The following is a 20,687-nucleotide window of genomic DNA, read 5'->3' on the forward strand; positions in this document are numbered from 1 at the left end:
GCAATTTCTTCCTTTCTATTTCCTTCCGGGTAAAATCGGGGTTTCAAGGAACCCAATTCCCCTAAAATAGGTAACTGTTTTTAAGAATTCTTCAAATCCTACATTTCTTAATGAACCATCTCTCTGTTTTAAAATATTCCTTGTGTATTCATATTGAAAATTCGGTTGTTCGAATACTGTCTCTTCTCCTTCTGGAAGAACACTTAACAGCCCTGATAATTCATTACATTTAGTATTTTTATCAAAATCTAACAGTCTCTGTAACCATTCTTTATATGGAATTACTGTAATGTCATAGTCAAGTTGTTTCATCCAATTTATAGCAGTTTCTAAAGATATTGGATCCTTTACAATGTGATAATTGTTATTATTCTGTTTTTTATCACTATACAATGCTAAACTGCGAATAGCTTTCGCTACTTCATCTACAGATACTAAATGAAATCCTATTGAAATATCCGGTGCTACTTTTAAAGTTGTAATAGCTTTTATTAATAACCAGAAGAAATCACGTTCTTGACATTGTCCATTTATAGAATTACCCACTACAGTTCCTAACCGATAGATGGTACAAGGATGTCCTAATTCTCGTGCTTGTTGTACAATTCTTTCTCCAACCCATTTACTTTGGTTATAACCATTTACAAATGTTTTTTTTGTATCAATGGAACTGTGCTCAAATAGGTTTATTCCCTTAAAAGTATAATAATGAAAAACTGATAAAGTAGAGACATAATGAACAGGTTTCATTTTTTTTCTTGCTGCAAATAATAAAATTTCTAATGTCCCATTTACATTTGGCCCCTTCAGCACTTCATATGGAACTGAAAAATTCACATTTGCACCACAATGATATATGCTATCTATTTCAGTAAGCATAAACTGGTATTCCTGCTGATTCATTCCTAAATTCCGATCTGCAAGATCACCTACTACTACAGAAATCCGTTTCTTATCTAGCGTAATTTTAAATTTATCACATTGACCTTTTAAACGCTGATAAGCCTCTTCTTTTGACTTTCCTTTGATTAAACAATAAATATGTTCTTTTGTATTTCTTAATAATTCCTGTAACAGAAATACACCAACAAAACCCGTTACACCAGTTAAAAAAATAGTATTCTTTTTTCTATTTTTTATTGAGTTCTTTTTATCTAATAATACTTTTTTTAAGTTGGACGGTAGCTCTGTTTCTTTATACATTTGATGAATTTTCAATAGCGATGAGTCTTTTTCTTCTCTTTTTATTAATTTTGCTAATCCCTTTACTGTTGAAGCCTCAATAATACTTTGAATTGGCAACTCTATATTTAACTGTTTTTGTATTTCATATATAACCTTTGGAACTAGTATGGAACTTCCTCCGTTTTCAAAAAAATTATCTGTTGTTTTTAATGTTTTTCTTCCTAATACTTGGCACCAAATTAGGAGAAGTTTCCGTTCTAACTGATCTGTGACCACTTCTTTCTCTTTGTGCATAATTACAGTATCCGTATCATTCTTTGTAATAAGCCGGATTACATCAAATCGCTGATGAATATGGTATTTCGTAAGCGCTTCTCTCAATTTCTTTTCATAGTTCTTATCAGAGTTTTCTTCTACGTGAATATCTAGACATCGTTGTATAGACTCCTTTTCTCCAATATATATGTCTTCTAAACTTTCATTCAACCCTACATATATATTATTCCATTTATTCATTAGTATATACAATAATGACGCTATTCCTTCTTTTACAGAAATTGAATCAAAATCCTTCTTTCTTCCACTTGTTTTATATGCTTGTGGAAGTCCTGAAGATAACCCTAAGTCCTTCCAACTACTCCATGCAATATAGTATATTTTCTCTCCCTTTAATTGTTTAAAACGACTATATGTCTCCATAAAACTATGTGCTCCTGCATATGCTCCTAGGGAAACGCCTCCAAAATGCCCAGTTACTGAACCAAATAAAACACATGGTACATTTTTCCCAATCTCTTTCCGTAATTGAGTAAGAGCCAATGTTCCAAATACTTTACTTTCCATTACCTCTTCGAAGGAATCGATTGATTCATTGTTCACAAAATGTTGATAGATATTTTCCCAATGTTTATCCCTTCCAGATATTGAAAGATTCCCAGCAATATGATAAATAGCAGCTAACTCTGTATTCCAAATACATTCTATATTTTGAATTTCATTCTCTAAAAAATCCCCATCTGTAATATCACCAAACACATAATGCACATATGGTGTTAATTTTCTTAGCGACAACAGTCTATTTCGTTTGCTATTATCTATCTGATTTCGTCCTATAATTAATATTTTCGCGTTCATTTGCTGAATTAACCATCGTGAAATCTCATATCCAACTTCTCCTATTCCACCTGTTACAACATACAATTTATTTTTTCCTATTAATTCATTTCCGTATGATTCCGCAGTATATTCTGTTTGCTGAAAAAACTTCATTACATATCGCTTTCCATTTCGATACGCTACCTCCTTGTCCCGAACTGACACAGAGCATTCTTGTAGTACAATGTCAGCTATATCACTTAATGATTTTTTATCAATATCTATTATGCGCCCCTGAACAAATGGGTTTTCAAGAAAAAAGCTACGTAATATTCCGTGAATATATCCATTTACTAATGTAAATTTATCTTTTTCATCGAGTACATAGCTATTACCTATAATGAGATAAAAACTTTTCAGTTTTACCTTTTCTAAAAAAGAACAAACCGGCAACATGTAACATGATAAATGCTTATTTAATTGCGCTTTAATCAGTTTGTCTGTTTCAAGTTCTACTGATTTCAAAAAACAGATAACATTACCGATTTTTTCAATTGCATTCCTTTTTTCTTGATAACATAATTCATCTATACTAAAAAAAGTAATATGAAAGTTTTTGCGCAACTTTTCTACAGTCGAAGTAGTAATCATTTTTCTATTTCCTATTACAGCTAAATCCTGCTTATCAACAATGGATACGCTATTGCTTAAAGGAGTTTCTACCCATTTCTTACAGTAGAACCAATTGGGTAGTTCTACTCTTATATCACTATTATCTTTGAATAAGGCATAATCAGACATTTCCCCTTCAATAAATTTATGTTTTAGTATCTTTCGCTTAATTTTCCCAATGGATGTTTTAGGAAATTGAGACATAGGCAAAGGTATAATCCAATTTGGCTGAGCTCCACAAACTTCTAATATTTTCTGATTAATTTGTTGATGCAAATCATCTATCTTATGTTTACTTTGATTTATCCATTCTAAAAAACCTGTTTGTGGACTTTCTTCTGGATGATAGAAAACAGCAAACCTTTCCCGATCTTTCAATCGATCAACCATTGTTATTGTACATGATGAAGCATCAATTCCAGAAAGACTCCCTATAGCTGATTCGATTTGTTGACAAATATATTTACTTGCACCTACAATAATTACATCTTTTTCACGTCCAACAATATACAAATTCCTATTTTTAACAAATCCTAAATCCCCTGTAGTAAACCATTCATCCTTCGTAAATTTTGTTAATAGGGCATTAGAATCCCCATAATATCCTTTAGTAATTGTATATCCACATACTTGTAAATGGCCAATATTCCCTTCAGTTACTACTTGATTGCTATCATCCACAATTCTACAAGATACACCTGATATAGGGTGTCCAACCGAAACATACATTTCATTTATACGATTTCCTATTGTTTCGATTTGAAGTCCATTAGAATATGTAATTCCAGATGTTGTTTCACACATTCCATAAACTGGTCTGAAAGCAGAATTAGATAACCCAAACTCAGTTAATATTTCTATCACGAGCTTAGCTGTCTCAGGATGTATCATTTCTCCTCCATTTAATAAAGAATGACACGCCGATAGATCCCATAATTTTGTTTTTAACTTATCTCCATTGGTAATAAGCATATGAAAAGCAAAATTAGGTGCCCATGTAATCGTAACTTTATATCGATCCATACAAGCAAGCCACAACACTGGTTCTTTGATAAATAGTTCCGTTTTCACTTGAATTTGTGTACACGTTAAATATATATCTCGAATATGAAAATAAATTAGCCCCCCAACATGCGTAAGTGGCATCCAATTTAATGTGACTTCATCTTTTGAAAATTCATTATACATTTCTGATCCTTGAGAGCGAGCAATAATATTTTCATGTGATAATTTAACACCTTTAGGTAAACCTGTACTTCCTGATGTAAACATCATTACTGCTGTATCTTCACTAACAATTCCCATCATTTTATCAATAGGCACATTACTTTCTAGTTCTTTCACAGTAGTAATAAGGTTTGGGGGTAAAAAAAATATACTGTTCCTGTTGAGTAGTTCATCTTTTCGATTAGAATCTGTTACAATTATCGGTTCTTTTAGCCCTTTCCATATTTCTAGGAAATCACTATTTATATTTTCAGTAGAATGTATATCCAACGGACAAGGAATAGCTCCTCTCCAAATGCACCCCCAAAATAATTTTATACAGTCTATATAAGATGAGATTTGAAATAAAACGTAATCATTTTTTTGAATCCCTTTTTCCTTTAGACCACCAGCAATCCTTTGAGCACTATTCAAAAGTTCTTCATATGTCAATTCTATTTCTTTACCAACCTCATCTATATAAATCACTTTATTCTTCGTCTTAGCTGCCCGATCTAATATATCAGCTAAAGACTTCACATCCTTATTTAATGTCATTTCTCCTCCATGAAGAATGGATAACTCTTTGGAATCTAGAATTTGAGAATTATACTTCATTTCTGGTTCTTTTAAAATCGGATAGGGCAAGTTTGAAGATTTCCGTCGATACGTAGCTTCTAATTTTACGTTTGGCATACTTTTTTCTATTTCCGCTAAACTTTGTGAATCTATCAAAGACCTTTTCTCTAAATCTTCCCAATTCACTTCTCCGAATCTATTTTGAGGAATGTAATTCGTCCTACTATATCGAAAAGGGAAATAGCATATCGGTAACTTATCTTTAAGAAATTTATAGAACCCTTTTTCTGATTCATTTTGATTTATAATCCAATATACCCATAGTTCATTTTGATATCTCTTCACTGCTACCTCTTTAATAGAAAGGGATTCCAATAAAATTCTTTCAAATTCTTTGATTGATCCATATTGTCCATTACGAAAAAAAATTTGTGACTTCTCTAATATAAGTTCAAATCGTCCATTGGTTAATTGTCTTGCAAAATAGTTTGTTTTCTTTATTCGCCTCTCTTGTTTAAATTGATTTTCAAACATATATAACTGTCCTACTTGACCAATTGGTTTTATTGTACCCGCTCTATTCATAACGGTTGCTTGAATGCCACTAATCGGTTTCCCTTCATGGTAAATTACTCCATCTGTTCTTTTCTTTAATGAAGAAACGAACATTAGTCTAGGAAACGAAAAAAAATTAAACCATTGTATTCCACAGTTTCTCCATCTCTCCCTCTCTTCCACAACATCAATTAAATCTTCTCCAAAACTCAAAATTTTCTTTGGAAGCAGGTTTTTTTCTTTCCTCTTCCATACATCTGCGAATTGTGGAATACTTCGTAAAGGACACAATACTTCAAAATCATGAAAATATATATTTTCACTTTGCTTTGCTTCTGTATTACATAATATTAATTCACCTCCATAAACTAATACTGCTAGCCATATAAATGAATTCAAATCACTACTATACTGAAAATAAAAAATACTTTTAGAAAAAGTGAAATTTAATTTTTCTTTCATAAATTTATAGCAATCTAGAAATACATCCAGTTTGATACCTTCCCATTCTCTATAACCAGCATCAGAAGGAAATAATACATTTATATATAAAGAATTTAAAGAAAGATTAGTCGTTTGTGCGCTACTATAGCTATTAGGCCTATTCTTCTCATCTATATAAATAATTGTACTATTTATCTCCACATTTAACGATTTGTCGACTATAACATAATCCATATTACCATCATTAACTATCTGCATCATATTGAAACAAGATATTTCATTTTCAATGCAGTAAATTGAACAGCCTATAGATAACAAACTTAAGCTAGAAACAAGCCATTCTATTGGATCTATTATATACAATCCAACCTTGTCCCCTTTTTTACACCCTTGTAAAGATAAATATTTAGCATACACCTTTACTTTCCCCATTAACTCTCCATAAGTATATCTCTTATTTTCAAATGTAATAGCATTTCGTTTAGAACATAATGGTATTTCCAAACAATCACCCCTAAAAGTTGACATAACGAAATAAATATTCCTATTATAAATATTTTTTACTTAATTTAATTTTCTTTCCTCAGTGCAATTTTAAATCCAAAAAATCCCTTTGTCAATGAAGGTGTATTTTCTTTATCATGGTAAAAGAGTCTTAAGTTAATTTTAAAATGTATATCTGGATTCCCTTTTTCGTTTCGCTCGATATTTTTTCACTTTCGCAATCGTTCCGCATGCTCTCCCTTCTTTTCCCCCCGCATACATCCCGCACCAGCGCTTACTTCCATTACGAGAATGATCATAAAAGACCCAGCGACAATCTGGGCATGCTTTTAATCGACTCCACTTTCCTTCCTCAATCGCTACTAAAATAATGTGTAATAAGATTGTGTAAAAATTCCGTTCCCCTACTGGTTCATATGTAATCGCATCCATATTTTCTGTTATACGCACACGAAATGGATATTTTTCAAACCATTGTTGCAGTGATCCTTTTTCCTCCACTATAAAACGAAGTTCATCTCGAAACTGTTTTAGTTCTTCCACTGTCTCAAAAGAAATCTCTTCATCCCAATGCCTTTTCGTAAAACGAAGTACATCTTCTATCGTATGAAGCTCGTCCACTTCCTCCCTTGTATCGTTTGAAATTCTCCACGTATTTAAAAATCCCCTTACAATTTCTAATTGTCCTGGAGCTTCTTGACTTTGATTCAAATACACTCACCATCTTTCTAAAATTTACTTTTTTCTGACTTTATGTATAATTATAGTATAAAATAGTTAACCATCAAAAGATTTTAATGGTTACACTTTCGGAGGAGATTTTATGAAAAACTTTTCAATCCCCATACGCATTATACTGATTTCTTCATTCTTTATGTCATTTGGATACTTTGCAGTATACGCTTTTCTTGCCATTTATTTATCGAATTTCTTACATTTTTCTGCTTTGCAAGTCGGAACCATTTTAACGATTATTATTATTACTTCACGAATGATCCCTTTCCTTTCTGGCATGATTGCTGATAAATTTGGTTACATGATTATGATGATCGCTGGCTTACTATTAAGGGGGATTGGTTTTATTTTCCTAGGAATATTTTCAGAGTTTCATACGATTGCGCTTTCTTCTTCGCTTATCGGATTTGGAACTGCTCTTTATGAACCAGCAGCTCGCGCTGTAATTGGCTCACAACCAGCTCACCTGCGCAAAAATTTATTTACATACTTAAATCTCGCTTTTAACAGCGGCGCGATGCTTGGTCCAATTGCTGGTACTTTATTACTTGCATGGAACCCTTTATATCCATTTATACTTACTGGGTTTATGATGCTATTATTGGCTATTGTGTTTATTTTTCTTAAACCTTACTTCCAAGTTTCTACTGAAAATATAAATCTTTTATCTGGTTTAAAAAACGTTTTTGAAAACAAACATTTTCTCTCCTTTTCATTCATTATGATTTTCTTTTACATTATGTTTACGCAGCTTACCGTTGCTCTTCCGCTTTATATGACCCATATCAGTCATAGTACAAAGCTAGGTGGACTTGTTATTACGGTAAATGCCATTACAGGTGTTTTATTTATGCTTCTATTTCGAAAGGCATTTCATCGTTACAACACCCTTTCAATTGTAAAATGCGGTGTACTATTAATGGGACTTTCTTTTTTACTTATCCCTTTATTGTCTCATCCGTATTGGCTATTTAGCTGCGTGATTTTATTTACAATTGGCGAAACACTTGTATTACCTAACGCCGATATTGCAATTGCAAATTATAGCAATGAATCTTATACAGCAACATATTTTGGTGTCTATCAACTTTCTCTTGCGATTGGCTTTATCGTTGGAAGCTATACCGGCACATTGTCTACATCCCAAAATGAAGGGACTTATGCCCTTTGGATCATCTTTGGCACACTAGGTATAACAGGGTTTATGTTGCTTTCTCTTTTACAAAAGTTTGGACAAAAACAAGAAAAAGATATCATTCAAGATATGTAAAACCACTCATTTTACCTATAGAAAAAGTCATCATTTTGAAGCAGTGCAAGCAAAATGATGACTTTCTCTTTTTTATCAAGTGAAACTTTCATTATTCATAACTTATCTTCGTTTCACTTGATTCCTTACTATGCAAAACTAGCAAGATAATTACCTTTTCGCTCTGATAGGTACACAAATTTCACAAAGATGGTTATCAACCATCTTTGTCATGTATCGCTCAAACACCGGTCTTGTATCTATTTCATAGTCGCTATTTAGCAAGTTAGGAAAGATTTCAACCCATGCTTTTTGAATCGCTTCTGCCGTATGCTCTACTTCATAAATCACATATTTTCCGCCGGGTAATTCACTTTCAGCAACAAAATCGTCAATTGGTTCATTTTTTGCAATAACGATGCAAGCATCATAACGACAACTTTCAGGCGGCGTTATTTCTGGGTTGTCATGCGAAATTCCTAATACAATCGCCGTTTCATCTAAAAGTTTTTTCTTCGCAGCCCAACTTTTTAATTTCTCCATCGTTTGCACGTTACCTAACCCGTATGGACCAACTTGTCGCATATATGCAATTCGATATTTTGGTAAGTTTTCAATCTTACTATTCATATAATATTTCTCCCTTTTAAAGATATTTACTACAAATCAAAGATTATCACGATTTAAAAATTCAATCATCTTAATTTTTAAAATTTTTCTATTTTTATATAACTGATATAGTGAAATTCCCTATCACATATCATGACAAAAGCATCGTTTTATCTATAAAACAATGTTTTTTATTAAGATATAAAAAAACACCTTTTAGTTAGGCTAAAAGGTGTTTTTCAGTGTTATTAATGAATATCATGTTTTTTGAAGTTACCGCCTTTTACTTCTGCTACATCGTATACTGTAACAAAAGCATTTTTATCAATTTCATGAATAAGTTCCTTCATTTTACTTTCCTCTAAACGGTTAATCACACATGTGATTTCTTTAAATTGTTCCTTTGAATAACCGCCATACACTTCATTATAGGTTGCACTTCGTCCTAAGCGTTCTCGAATTGTTTCTACCATTAAATCTGGTTCTTTCGTAATAATTTTAAATGTTTTCGATCCGCTTAAACCAACTTCAACAATGTGGATTACTTTAGATGCAATAAAATACGCAATCGCTGACAGAATCGCTCCTTGAAGACCAAACACCGCTGAAACAAAGATAAAAACAAACATATTTAAAAGCAAAATTAAATCACTTGTCCCAAACGGTAATTTACGAGACAGTAATACAGCTAACATATCAATTCCATCCAATGCGCCGCCATTACGAAGAGCAAGCCCCATCCCAAAGCCTATAATAATACCACCAACAACGGTAACAAGCAATGTGTCTCCTTCAATAATCGTTGGAATTTCGTGCATCAGGCTCGTACCAATTGCAAGTGAAGCAATACCGATAATAGAAAAAACAGCAAAGCTTTTACCGATTTGCTTATATCCTAACCAAACAAACGGGATATTAATGACTCCAATTAGCACCCCTAATGGTAAACCAAATAGTTGTGAACTAACGATACTTAAACCCGTTACTCCCCCATCGGATACGTTGTTTGGAATTAATACCGCTTCTAATCCATATGCTGTGATGAATGCCCCAATAATAATCATCAATACTTTCAAACATATTTTTAGCTTCTTGGGCTTGTGTGTGTTGATTTGACTCATGTTGTTTCCTCGCTTCAAACTTATTTCTCTTTTGTTTATGCTGATTGAATCTGCTAGAGTCTATTTTACCATATTATTAACAAACTACCTACCACCTATATTCCCTTTATAAAGGGAATATTTCTAGTCATCGAATCGTATTTACTTAGCTAGTAACTACAAACAACATTTAGAGTGGAACAGACGTTTAAAATAAAGTGAAACTTTACTTGACCAAAAAATAAGCTGCCTATAAGCCAGTTTACCAACTTATAAGCAGCTACCCTTTTATATTTTTATAATCCCTAGCTTAAATTGAATATGTTTCATTTAACTTGCTTATATACGTTTATTTCAAATACAAAACCTTCGTTTAACTATACACAGGTTCTTTCTTGCTTAAACCAAGTGTCTTAGATGTCGATGTATGAATTTCTTGGAAAAGTTTTGGATTTTCTACTAATGAAACACCATAGGAAGGAATCATATGTTTTATTTTGTCTTCCCATTTTTCCATATATTGCGGGAAACATTTTTCTAATACTTCAAGCATGACGGTAACAGCTGTAGAAGCACCTGGGGAAGCCCCAAGTAATGCAGCGATTGATCCATCAGCAGCACTAACAACTTCCGTACCAAATTGAAGCGTTCCTTTTCCACCAGTTTCAGTATCTTTAATAACTTGCACACGTTGGCCTGCTACTACTACGTCCCAATCTTCACCTTTCGCGTTCGGAATAAATTCACGCAACTCTTCAACACGCTTTTCGTTCGATAACATCACTTGCTGAATCAAATATTTCGTCAATGCCATCTCTTTGACACCTGCAGCGAGCATAGTAAGTACGTTATTTGGTTTTACAGAACCTAATAAATCAAGATTTGAACCAGTTTTTAAAAATTTTGGTGAGAATCCAGCAAACGGTCCAAACAACAATGTCTTTTTATTGTCAATATATCTTGTATCAAGATGCGGAACAGACATTGGCGGCGCACCAACTTTCGCTTTTCCGTATACTTTCGCATGATGTTGCTCAATCACTTTTGGATTGTTACACACCATAAATAGTCCACTTACTGGAAATCCGCCGATATGTTTTGATTCAGGAATCCCTGTTTTTTGTAGTAAAGGTAAACTTCCACCACCAGCACCAATAAAGACGAATTTTGCAGTATGATATTCAATTTTACCATTGTTCATATCATGAACTTTTACTTCCCATAATCCATTTTTCATACGTTTAATATTTTCAACACTATGTTTATAATTTAATTCAACATTCTTGTTTTGTAAGTGTTCAAATAACATGCGTGTCAACGCACCAAAATTCACATCTGTTCCGGATTCCATTTTCGTTGCTGCTATCGGTTCATTTGATGTACGCCCCTCCATAATAAGTGGCACCCATTCCTTTAATTTTTCAGGGTCATCTGAAAATTCCATTCCTTGAAATAGCGGAATATTTGATAGCGCTTTAAAACGTTTTTTCAAAAATGTTACATTTTTTTCCCCTTGTACCAAACTCATATGAGGTATCGGCATAATAAATTTCTGCGGATTACGAATCAGATTGCTATTAACAAGATAGGACCAAAACTGTCTAGAAAGCTGAAATTGCTCATTAATTTTGAGGGCTTTTTTAATATCTATAGATCCGTCAGGTTTTTCGGATGTATAGTTAAGCTCGCAAAGTGCAGAATGGCCTGTACCCGCATTATTCCATTCATTAGAGCTTTCTTCCCCTGCACCATCAAGTTTTTCAAACATTTTAATTTCCCATTCAGGTGCTAACTCTTTCAGTAATGATCCTAAAGTTGCGCTCATGATTCCAGCGCCAATTAAGATAACGTCTGTTTTTTTCTGCATGTTGCTCATGATAATCTCTCCATCCCCTATATTGGCAAAAAAGAATCGGCATCTATGCTCAAATATAAAAAGCAATATGCCCCCTAGGCCCCACCTAGGAATATATCTTTTTTGTCTCAATTATAACCATCTCATACTCTATTATAATAATTAATAGACTAAAATATCTAGTATTATCTGATAATTATTTATAGACTAAAATATCTGGTATTATTTTATGATGATGATTCCTCAAACGCGAATACATTCTTAAGAAACTTAAAGTGAACAAAAAGAGGAGAAGCTGAAAAGCCTCTCCTCTTTTTAAGATGCGTGATCTTTCTTTTTCATTAATGTTCTTTTTTTCATTGCTTTCGTTAAATATCCACCTTTGAAAGAACGAATTTCATAAGAAGACATGAACGCTTTCGGCGCAATTCTGTTCACAATTTCCAACAGCTCTTGCTCTCTTGAACGCTTCGCCACAATGTCTAATCGATAACGAACAGAATTAATTCCTTCCCCTTCAAACAATGTAACACCAAATCCCGCATGTCTCAATTCATCCACTAGTTCATTACAACGATCTAACAAACTAACATGATACGTAATATAACCGATAGCTAATTTATTTTCTATATAACCACCTAATAAAAGACCGGCACTAAACCCAATTATATAGGCTAAAATATTCATCCAATTTGATAAATCTTGAAATACAATCCCTAAACTTATAATATAGATTGCACCTTCGAGTAAACCAACACCAGCAGCGGATCTTGTTTGATTTTTTACAAGCAAAATCGTCCGGATTGTTAAAACAGGAACATAAATAATTTGAAGTACAAAAATCAGTAACGCTTGTAACATATATATCCACCTCTTTTCAAAAAGTCTTTTGTCATCATAACATACAAAACCTTGAGAAAGCGATGGTTTTTCCTGAATTTTTTTAAGAATTTTCTTATACGTCACATAGCGCTCCACATGTAGTATATTTTCTATTTTTTCTTGTTTTCTTCTTTCACTAATTGCATATTTGCATAAGCTAAGTTTGCAATCATCAAAAAGTGACCTCCTAAAATTCCCGTTCCAAATGCCCACATTTCCATTTCATGTTCGATTTCATACATAATAATGGCTCCTAATATCGCAGCCGCAAAACGGTTTAAGATGCCGATCCCAGGAACTCGTTTCTTCAATATAATATTTCGTCCTATTTTCTCAACTCGTCTAGCTAATAACCAAAGACAATATGCACTTACTGCTAATCCAATCCCAAATCCAGTTACTTGTTTGGAAAACGGAGTAATCGTTCCTATAAGTAGCAAACCACTAAAAATCATATACAATTGCAGTCGATAAACGCGCAACGCCATTTGAATCAACAATATCCGCTCCTAGTTATCAATTTTATTTTTATTTTGATTCAGAAAGAAAGCAGCAACTTAAACAGTTGCTGCTTGTTCTTGTTGTTGATCAATTTTCCGAATTTCAATACGCTTAATTTGATAAGAATCTTTTTCAAGCACTTTAAATTCATAATTCTCTGCTTCCACACATTGTCCTTCTTCAATCTCATGATTTTGCATCATAATCCATCCGCCAATTGTATCTACATCTTCTTCCTCAATGTGTAGACCAAATAAATCTTTCACTTCTGAAATCAACACTTTTCCGTCCACAATCTTATGATGTTCATTTACGTGTTGGATTGGCGGATCTTCATCTTCATCATATTCGTCACGAATTTCTCCAACAATTTCCTCTAATATATCTTCAAGCGTTACAATTCCAGCTGTCCCTCCGTACTCATCATATAATACAGCCATCGGAATTCGCTTCTTCTGCATTTGTAGAAGTAAATCATGAATTGGAGTTGTTTCCATCACTTCAATAATCGGACGCATATACGCACGAATGGATGATAAATCTTTTGTATCATTGTTCATATATCGAATAAAGAAATCTTTTACGTTCACCATACCGATAATATCATCTTTATCCTCTCCAAAGATTGGATAACGTGTATATCGCTCATTTTGGATAATTTTCATGTGTTCTTCTACTGAATCTTCAAGATAAAAGCCAACAATCTCTGTTCGTGGCACCATTATCTCTTTAGCAATGCGGTTATCGAATTCAAAAATGTTATTTACATATTTATATTCTGCTTGGTTAATTTCTCCACTTTCATAGCTCTCCGAAAGAATAAGACGTAATTCCTCTTCCGTATGTGCTACGTCATGTTCAGAAGCTGGTTTTAAGCCAAATAAGCCTGTTACAACACGAGCTGAGCTATTTAGTATCCAAATAAACGGATACATCACTTTGTAAAATATCATTAAAGGTCCAGCAAATAATAAAGTGATTCTTTCAGCCTTTTGAATTGCCATTGTTTTCGGAGCTAGTTCTCCAACTACAACATGCAAATATGTCATAATCATAAACGCAAGACCAAAAGTTAACACATGTGAAATGGACGGATTTAAATTCCACTTTTCAAACAATGGACGCAATAATTTTTCTATCGTCGGTTCACCTAGCCAACCAAGTCCCATCGCTGTAACTGTAATGCCTAATTGACAAGCAGATAAATATTCATCTAAATTCGTTGTTACTTTTTTTGCTGCTAGCGCACCGCGTTTTCCTTCCGCAACAAGCTGATCAATGCGACTTGAACGTACTTTTACAATCGCAAACTCCGCTGCTACGAAAAATCCAGTAAATGCGATTAAAATCGCAACCATGACTAAATTAAATATCTCCAATGAATCCCCTTAGTAAAAAACTAAGGTGTTCACCTCCTGTATACTATAATGTTTTCTCATTTACGTTTCTTTTCTTTAGAAAACATAGCGCTATACAGAAATTAAAGGGGATAGATGCAATTTACACTATAAAAACATCATTAGTGTTTGCATCAAAGCTGTCGTTTGACCAGATAAAGATTTTGATATTTTTTCTCGTTGTGAATCAGTCAATCCATCTAACAGAGGTTTTAACTGTGTTAACTCTGTTTCTAATCGCTGGATATGTTCTGTCACTTCGTTCACCTGTTTCGAAACGTGTTCATTGATACCGAGCAGCTTTTTCTTCTCCTCGATCCTCTCTTTAATCTCACAAAGCGGCATATGCATTTCTTTGCATTTCTCAATAAATTGTAGTGTTTCAAATGCTGTTTCGTCGTAATAGCGATAATTGGATTGAGATCGCTCCGCTTTTAAGATACCTAGATTCGTATAATAATCAATCGTTCGTTTCGAAACATGAGCCAAGTGAGCCAACTGTCCGATTCGATACACCTTCCCAACGATCTTCCCCCCTCATTTATATTAAGAACATCATACAATACATAAACTGTACAGTCAAACGTGATGGTTTTTTATTCACAATATGCGCTAACATTTCATTTCAAATGTCACCTATATTCTATGTTTTCCTTCTATTTGTAAAGGTAGTATCTTTCTATTTATGTTACCATTCATTCATAAATATTCACACAATAGGAGGAGCTCTATGGCATTGGACATGAAAGCAAACTGTCAAACATGCAACACTTCACTACAATTAGATTCGGAAGCTTATATTTGTACGTATGAATGTACATTTTGCGCTCCATGTACTGAAAACACGCATCATATTTGTCCAAATTGCGGAGGTGAATTAGTACGTAGACCAAAGCAAAAGAAATAACGTCATGTTTTAAATAAAAAAGAGTCAATCGACTCCTTTTTATTTGAAACATTTATTAAAAAATCCCTTTTAATGTATCACCAATTATAGTAGCTAAATATTCATAACCCTGCTCACTAAAATGCAATCCATCCCGTTCTTCATTCTCTAAAAATCTTTTATAATTGGATTCTTGTATCATAAGAGAATGTAAATCTAGAAAATGACTTTTTGTTTCTTTCGCTACTTCTTCCATCACCTTTGCATACTGCTTTAATACTTCATTTGTTCTCGCATGTTGCCTTTCTTCATCGACTGGCGCAGGACTAATAAGAAGCACCTTTTCTGGAGAAATGCTTCGCACAATTTTTGTGACATTTTCTTTATATTCTTCCTTTGGCACTTGTTTATGAAATGCCGCATCATTTGTCCCAAAAAAGACCGTTACAAAGTCTGGTTTCAAAGATAAAACATCCTCTTCTATTCTTCTTAAAGCATCGAATGTATCGTCACCAGGCACTCCGGCATTTACAACTTTCCACTCTGGAAATTGTTCTTGTAAGCGCGGGGTTAACCGACGTGCACCATTCCAAAATGTTTCATCGGCTGTAATGCTATCTCCAAAACATACGAATGTGTTCATTTTCTCTCTCCTTATTATGTATAAATATCTTACTTATTGTACCACCAGCTCATACTTTGTACTCTTTTGAATCCCCATGAATAGCACCGTTTCCAAGTACTTGCTCAATGATTTTTGAAACATTCATTTTTCCTATTGCTACCTTACCAATATATAGAATTACCATAATGAAACCACCTTACTATGATTAGACAATTACGGGGAAAAACCTTTAGAAATCTTTATATTATATAAAGAAATACGATTTATTTTTTTATAAATCTTATTCCACTTCCAATCAAGGATTACCTAAACAGGGAATTCATCACCAATATTTAAACGAGGGTGATTGTAAAGCTTCAATAGATGAAGTATACAATAACTTTTCAAAATGGAATTTGGAGAACCCTGAGATACACCCAGGTTGTTTTTTTGAAACACTTCCGCATGAATTGCCTGAAAAAATATCTTTTGCTTATTTAGATAGTGATTTCTATGATCCTATTTTACTAAGCTTAGAGGCTATTTACCCAAAACTATCCAAAGGGGCGATTGTAATAATAGATGATTATTGTGAGAAAGAAAGAGCTCCTAAATGTTAGGAAGGCTTACCTAGTGTAAAAAAAGCATGTGACCAGTTCTTTGAAAATTTACCAGCATCACCGACAGTTTTAATAGGAGAAAGTGACCTTTCAATGTGTTATTTTATAAAAGAATGAATAAGTTTATTATAATTCCATTGAGATATGAATTAAGTAATTTCTAATATGTTTTATCCCTATATGCTGATCTACAGCTAATGTTAATTCTTTTTCAACATCTACCCAAAAATAATTAAACTCTAAGCCTTGATCTTCATCTGAAGATTTAACAGAATGGGTCCAATAATTTGTTTCTATATCAGTGTACACTAAAAAAAAGTGTCTTTCTTGAAATTCTTGTTTTACTGGATGAAAATATAATTCATAAATAATTTTATTTACTATAGTTAAGTCTTCGAGGCCCGATTCTTCTTTAATTTCTCTTAGAAGAGCATCTGTGATTTGTGTATCTGAAGATTCAACAGTTCCACCAGGAATTTGGTATCCTGCTTCAGGTGCACCTGTTTGATTGAACAATAAAAGCTCCCATTTTTGATTTATATTTCTTACAATGTACCCTAATACTTTTTCTTTAGTGTTTTTTTGCATACGAGAATCCTCCTATAGTAAATTAGAAAGGTGCTATTAAATTGAATAGAAAAGAAATGTTAACCAAAGATAAATATTGTATCCTCTCAGAAATTGAAGTATTTAATCCTGGAATTAATAAAGAACTCCCATTTGTAAAGTTCGACTTTTCTGAAAAGTGCTCAGAAATTCATCTAAGTCAGGAAAATGATACGGGGTCGAGAAGAAAGGTATTGATACAAAATCAATTATATTTCACAAAAAATAACTATACCTAATGATTTAACTATTTTAGACATAGGTTGTGGCCCTGGCTTGTATTTGGAAGGCTTAATAAATCAACTCATATGTTGTCATTTTGCTAAGCTTCTCCCCTCTTCACTTTTATATTTTTAAAATACGGGAATACTAAAAAAACTTGAACATATAGGAGGCATTATATGAAACCTGATTTCTTGCAAGCAATTCAAAACGCTGTTGGTCATATTGAACACATTCATATTGAAGAAAGTGGAGTGGACAGCTTGCTCATTCACCATGATGATCCGAATAAGTTAACACAAGTTGCGAAAACATTAGAAAGTCAAAAATTCCATTCTGCAATAAGACATAATGGATCAACATCATTTATTGAAGTTATCAACAAATGAAAAAAGTTCGGTCATATCCCGAACTTTTTTATCCTTACACTGAAATTTCAAACTCTCTTACAGCATGATAGCATCAAACGATAAAGAGAGGTTTTATGAGTGTTTAATGGAACGGAAGGAAGTGAGCTTGTCCTGTCCAAAAAAGAGAGAAACTCCCTCTAGCAGACACCAATACTCTTCAGATACACATTGAGGTACCATTTTGGAAACTCTCCCCTATTCATTATATTGCTTCCTGCTCGTCTACATCCCTTGTTATTGTATGATTTCTAGATACGCATTATTTTTTAAGCCTCTCAACGAATAAAACTCAATATCCTGTCAATACTGTTGATAACCTTTTCTAACTTACCCAAGAGTTGAGCAGTTAGCTTTTGCTAGCTGCTCTTTTTTGAGTTCAAGAGATAAGCCATGCCTTATCTTGCATCTCTTTGTTCGTAAGATTCTCGACACGATCAAGTATTTTTTCTAGCCTCTGTAAATCTTGTCATGATGTACTTAAAACATATTTATCTGTTGCTGTAAATTGTACCCATTGCTCATCCTTCTACATCCATTCCTCTTTTTACAAAATGACATTCTTATTATTTATTTCTCAACACCTAACATATAGAACCTAATTACCATTATTGGTAATATATAGTTAATCCATTAATTTTCTCTTATACACTTTTTTACAAAGGACCTGCACCCCATGGCAGGTCCTTTGTATTTGTTGCTAAAGTAGTATTTTTGTTTCATTTTAAAATAGGTGAACTCTCACATTTTCATCACATAATATAAAATGCCTAAATATGGAACAAGGAGGTTTATAGCATATGCACCCATATCAGAATTCACATCCACATTATCCAATTAGAAATAACCATCCAAGTTCAAATATACAATACTTAATGCAACGAATGACTAGGTTTGAAAATCGTTTAGATCATCTCATTAAGCTAATTGAAGATAGCAATCAATTGTTACGATCCATTGAGCAACAAAAACAAAATATTTCCAATGGTGGTGGATCGGTTATTGTACGAATGTAAATAAATGATTGTGATTTTAAATATTAGTTAAACTCACAATCATTTATAAAATACAACATTATATAAACTGAGAAGTATGATAATTATAACATTTAGCCATAATTATAACTAAAGTTTTTTTGAATATAACATTATAAGGAGACATTTTATGGAAAATAACAGAAACGGAATACTCGCTTTAGTTGTTTTTGCTTTAGGTTTAGCTTTTTTTGTTGTTGGGATGATTTATTCATTGTGGGGAGCATTTTGAAGCTGTAATACGAGCAAAGACACTTAAAAGCTCAAACTGCCTCAAAAGCCCTAGCTTGTTGAATCATGCACCGATACTTTTGCTACTGTCTACACAGTAGCTTTTTTTAATCAAATATTATGTATTTTTCTTAAACATTATACTCTTCGGAAACTCATACAACCACTTCTTGAAGGTTTGCACAAATGCTATTACAAATTTTCTATTCAAGCGCCTAATTTACATATAGCCCTACTATCATTAAAAATTAATCACCGATATTGCCTTCTATAGCTACTGCTCTAACTTTCGTAATTTATTTTCCCTTTATAATTAGTATTTATCTATTTCATTACAATACATTGTCTAAATACGCATTCATATACCACTAAGTTCATCTAATCAATATAAATACAAATATTGATTTTAAAAATAAAAATGATGCGCTCTCATCAATCAAATCATCCTAAATAGTTGGATAAAGGTATTTTAAATAACTTTAAAAGGGGATACCACACTGTTTGTAGTATCTCCCTTCCTAAAAGAATGTATGAGTGTTATTAAATACTTACATAGCTTATTCAATCACTATACACTTCATATGATTAACACTTATACTAGAAATACACTATAACAAACCTTTCCCAACTTCCAGCTACATAGCTATTAGCTACTAATTCTTTCCCACCATTAGCCGATACATATCTTCCATTACTAAGAGCTTGCAATACATATATTCTATTATCCCCGCCATTATATAACATAAATTTTTCCCAAGAACCGATAGATGTACGATCTGCTACTATTCTACCATTTGGTTCAAAAGACACATATCTTCCATTACTTTTTGCTTTTAAAGCATACGTATATAGTTCACCGGTAGGAATTAGTTCAAACTTTTCCCAATCATTCACTACATTACGATTCGCTATTACATTCCCATTCGGTTCTGCAGAAACATACTGTAAATGAGCTGCCTGTAGAGCTATCGTCCAACTTCCATGAATAAAATGAACTCCTTTTAGCGAACCCATATTTGTTTGACTAGCTGCCAACGCTTCATTCGATGGGCGTGCTACTATCATAATGAATACAACGAGGGACAACAGAATTGCAGATAACTTTTTAAAATTCCGACTACTGTTTATATGTACAATCGAGCTCTTCATTCCCATTCCTCCTTTTATATAATCAAACTACAACTATACAATAGCAAGAAATGTAAATATATGTAATACAAAGGTGATTTTATCAATACATACTGTATTATTCTGTTTATTTTTTCGCAAATAAGTTGTAATCAGCAAATATCGTTTGATAATTTTATTTCAATCAATTTAGTAATGCATGCTTTGAAAACAAATTTGATAAAAAATTACTCCCCCTGCCTCATATGATAATTGTAAATTACTCCTAATTTTTATTATTTTGTTTTTGAAGAATAATCTGTAATAGATTTCTACATGTTCAATAACCATCGATGGTTGTTAAATATACAAGTAAAATATTTCATATTTAGTATCCCCCAC

Annotated in this window: 17 protein-coding genes; 5 read left to right on the top strand and 12 right to left on the bottom strand. The window is 33.0% G+C overall.

The window, feature by feature from the left end; genetic code table 11:
- Positions 1-15: 15 nt before the first annotated feature.
- Positions 16-6,240, bottom strand: a complete 6,225-nt coding sequence (locus MR058_RS07185; protein WP_242143314.1) for a thioester reductase domain-containing protein — start codon at positions 6,238-6,240, stop codon at positions 16-18.
- Positions 6,241-6,402: 162 nt separating this feature from the next.
- On the bottom strand, positions 6,403-6,951 hold the full coding sequence (locus MR058_RS07190) for a CGNR zinc finger domain-containing protein (protein ID WP_277926514.1): 549 nt from the start codon (positions 6,949-6,951) through the stop codon (positions 6,403-6,405).
- A gap of 112 nt (positions 6,952-7,063) precedes the next feature.
- Here MR058_RS07190 and MR058_RS07195 point away from each other — a divergent pair, with 112 nt between their 5' ends.
- Entirely contained in the window at positions 7,064-8,245 is a 1,182-nt protein-coding gene (locus MR058_RS07195) for an MDR family MFS transporter (protein ID WP_242143316.1), read from the top strand.
- 150 nt (positions 8,246-8,395) lie between these two features.
- Here the strand turns inward: MR058_RS07195 and MR058_RS07200 are convergent, their stop codons facing one another.
- The 7 genes from MR058_RS07200 to MR058_RS07230 all read right to left on the bottom strand — a co-directional run bounded on the left by MR058_RS07200 (position 8,396) and on the right by MR058_RS07230 (position 15,084).
- A complete protein-coding gene (locus MR058_RS07200) occupies positions 8,396-8,854 on the bottom strand; it encodes an AraC family transcriptional regulator (RefSeq protein ID WP_242143317.1) in 459 nt (152 codons plus the stop codon).
- A gap of 227 nt (positions 8,855-9,081) precedes the next feature.
- Positions 9,082-9,954 (bottom strand): YitT family protein, encoded by an 873-nt coding sequence (locus tag MR058_RS07205; protein ID WP_242143318.1) that lies wholly within the window; start codon positions 9,952-9,954, stop codon positions 9,082-9,084.
- A 352-nt stretch (positions 9,955-10,306) separates the two neighbouring features.
- Positions 10,307-11,809, bottom strand: coding sequence for a malate:quinone oxidoreductase (locus MR058_RS07210; protein WP_242143319.1), 1,503 nt, complete (start codon positions 11,807-11,809; stop codon positions 10,307-10,309).
- A gap of 294 nt (positions 11,810-12,103) precedes the next feature.
- Positions 12,104-12,649 (bottom strand): DUF2179 domain-containing protein, encoded by a 546-nt coding sequence (locus tag MR058_RS07215; protein ID WP_242143320.1) that lies wholly within the window; start codon positions 12,647-12,649, stop codon positions 12,104-12,106.
- Between the two features lie 131 nt (positions 12,650-12,780).
- On the bottom strand, positions 12,781-13,167 hold the full coding sequence (locus tag MR058_RS07220) for an ATP synthase subunit I (protein WP_242143321.1): 387 nt from the start codon (positions 13,165-13,167) through the stop codon (positions 12,781-12,783).
- Positions 13,168-13,227: 60 nt separating this feature from the next.
- The gene (locus tag MR058_RS07225) at positions 13,228-14,550 is read right to left on the bottom strand and encodes a hemolysin family protein (RefSeq protein WP_242143322.1); all 1,323 of its coding nucleotides are present in this window, start codon (positions 14,548-14,550) and stop codon (positions 13,228-13,230) included.
- 126 nt (positions 14,551-14,676) lie between these two features.
- Positions 14,677-15,084, bottom strand: a complete 408-nt coding sequence (locus tag MR058_RS07230; RefSeq protein ID WP_012094595.1) for a MerR family transcriptional regulator — start codon at positions 15,082-15,084, stop codon at positions 14,677-14,679.
- Between the two features lie 214 nt (positions 15,085-15,298).
- On the opposite strand from MR058_RS07230, the gene MR058_RS07235 reads away from it, so the two are divergent.
- Positions 15,299-15,475 carry a DUF1272 domain-containing protein gene (locus tag MR058_RS07235; RefSeq protein ID WP_242143323.1) on the top strand — a complete coding sequence of 59 codons (177 nt, stop codon included), beginning with the start codon at positions 15,299-15,301 and terminating at the stop codon, positions 15,473-15,475.
- 55 nt (positions 15,476-15,530) lie between these two features.
- Here the strand turns inward: MR058_RS07235 and MR058_RS07240 are convergent, their stop codons facing one another.
- Positions 15,531-16,097, bottom strand: a complete 567-nt coding sequence (locus tag MR058_RS07240) for an SGNH/GDSL hydrolase family protein (RefSeq protein WP_242143324.1) — start codon at positions 16,095-16,097, stop codon at positions 15,531-15,533.
- Between the two features lie 299 nt (positions 16,098-16,396).
- Here MR058_RS07240 and MR058_RS23615 point away from each other — a divergent pair, with 299 nt between their 5' ends.
- Complete coding sequence (locus MR058_RS23615; RefSeq protein WP_396021430.1) at positions 16,397-16,678, top strand: TylF/MycF/NovP-related O-methyltransferase; 282 nt, start codon at positions 16,397-16,399, stop codon at positions 16,676-16,678.
- Positions 16,679-16,804: 126 nt separating this feature from the next.
- Here the strand turns inward: MR058_RS23615 and MR058_RS07245 are convergent, their stop codons facing one another.
- Positions 16,805-17,266, bottom strand: coding sequence for an NUDIX domain-containing protein (locus MR058_RS07245; RefSeq protein ID WP_242143325.1), 462 nt, complete (start codon positions 17,264-17,266; stop codon positions 16,805-16,807).
- 419 nt (positions 17,267-17,685) lie between these two features.
- Here MR058_RS07245 and MR058_RS07250 point away from each other — a divergent pair, with 419 nt between their 5' ends.
- The gene (locus MR058_RS07250) at positions 17,686-17,895 is read left to right on the top strand and encodes a hypothetical protein (RefSeq protein WP_242143326.1); all 210 of its coding nucleotides are present in this window, start codon (positions 17,686-17,688) and stop codon (positions 17,893-17,895) included.
- A gap of 818 nt (positions 17,896-18,713) precedes the next feature.
- Positions 18,714-18,929, top strand: coding sequence for a hypothetical protein (locus MR058_RS07255; protein ID WP_242143327.1), 216 nt, complete (start codon positions 18,714-18,716; stop codon positions 18,927-18,929).
- 846 nt (positions 18,930-19,775) lie between these two features.
- Here the strand turns inward: MR058_RS07255 and MR058_RS07260 are convergent.
- The gene (locus tag MR058_RS07260) at positions 19,776-20,327 is read right to left on the bottom strand and encodes a fascin domain-containing protein (protein ID WP_242143328.1); all 552 of its coding nucleotides are present in this window, start codon (positions 20,325-20,327) and stop codon (positions 19,776-19,778) included.
- Positions 20,328-20,687 lie beyond the last annotated feature (360 nt).

Source organism: Bacillus cereus group sp. BfR-BA-01430 (genome assembly GCF_022663115.1).
GTDB lineage: Bacteria > Bacillota > Bacilli > Bacillales > Bacillaceae_G > Bacillus_A > Bacillus_A cereus_BD.

Bases quoted from the DNA above. Each gene is read 5' to 3' on its own strand.
- MR058_RS07215 (WP_242143320.1), bottom strand. From the start codon at position 12,649: ATGTTACAAGCGTTACTGATTTTTGTACTTCAAATTATTTATGTTCCT.
- MR058_RS07210 (WP_242143319.1), bottom strand. From the start codon at position 11,809: ATGAGCAACATGCAGAAAAAAACAGACGTTATCTTAATTGGCGCTGGA.
- MR058_RS07260 (WP_242143328.1), bottom strand. From the start codon at position 20,327: ATGAAGAGCTCGATTGTACATATAAACAGTAGTCGGAATTTTAAAAAG.
- MR058_RS07205 (WP_242143318.1), bottom strand. From the start codon at position 9,954: ATGAGTCAAATCAACACACACAAGCCCAAGAAGCTAAAAATATGTTTG.
- MR058_RS07200 (WP_242143317.1), bottom strand. From the start codon at position 8,854: ATGAATAGTAAGATTGAAAACTTACCAAAATATCGAATTGCATATATG.
- MR058_RS07240 (WP_242143324.1), bottom strand. From the start codon at position 16,097: ATGAACACATTCGTATGTTTTGGAGATAGCATTACAGCCGATGAAACA.
- MR058_RS07250 (WP_242143326.1), top strand. From the start codon at position 17,686: ATGAAACCTGATTTCTTGCAAGCAATTCAAAACGCTGTTGGTCATATT.
- MR058_RS07255 (WP_242143327.1), top strand. From the start codon at position 18,714: ATGCACCCATATCAGAATTCACATCCACATTATCCAATTAGAAATAAC.
- MR058_RS07245 (WP_242143325.1), bottom strand. From the start codon at position 17,266: ATGCAAAAAAACACTAAAGAAAAAGTATTAGGGTACATTGTAAGAAAT.
- MR058_RS07235 (WP_242143323.1), top strand. From the start codon at position 15,299: ATGGCATTGGACATGAAAGCAAACTGTCAAACATGCAACACTTCACTA.
- MR058_RS07195 (WP_242143316.1), top strand. From the start codon at position 7,064: ATGAAAAACTTTTCAATCCCCATACGCATTATACTGATTTCTTCATTC.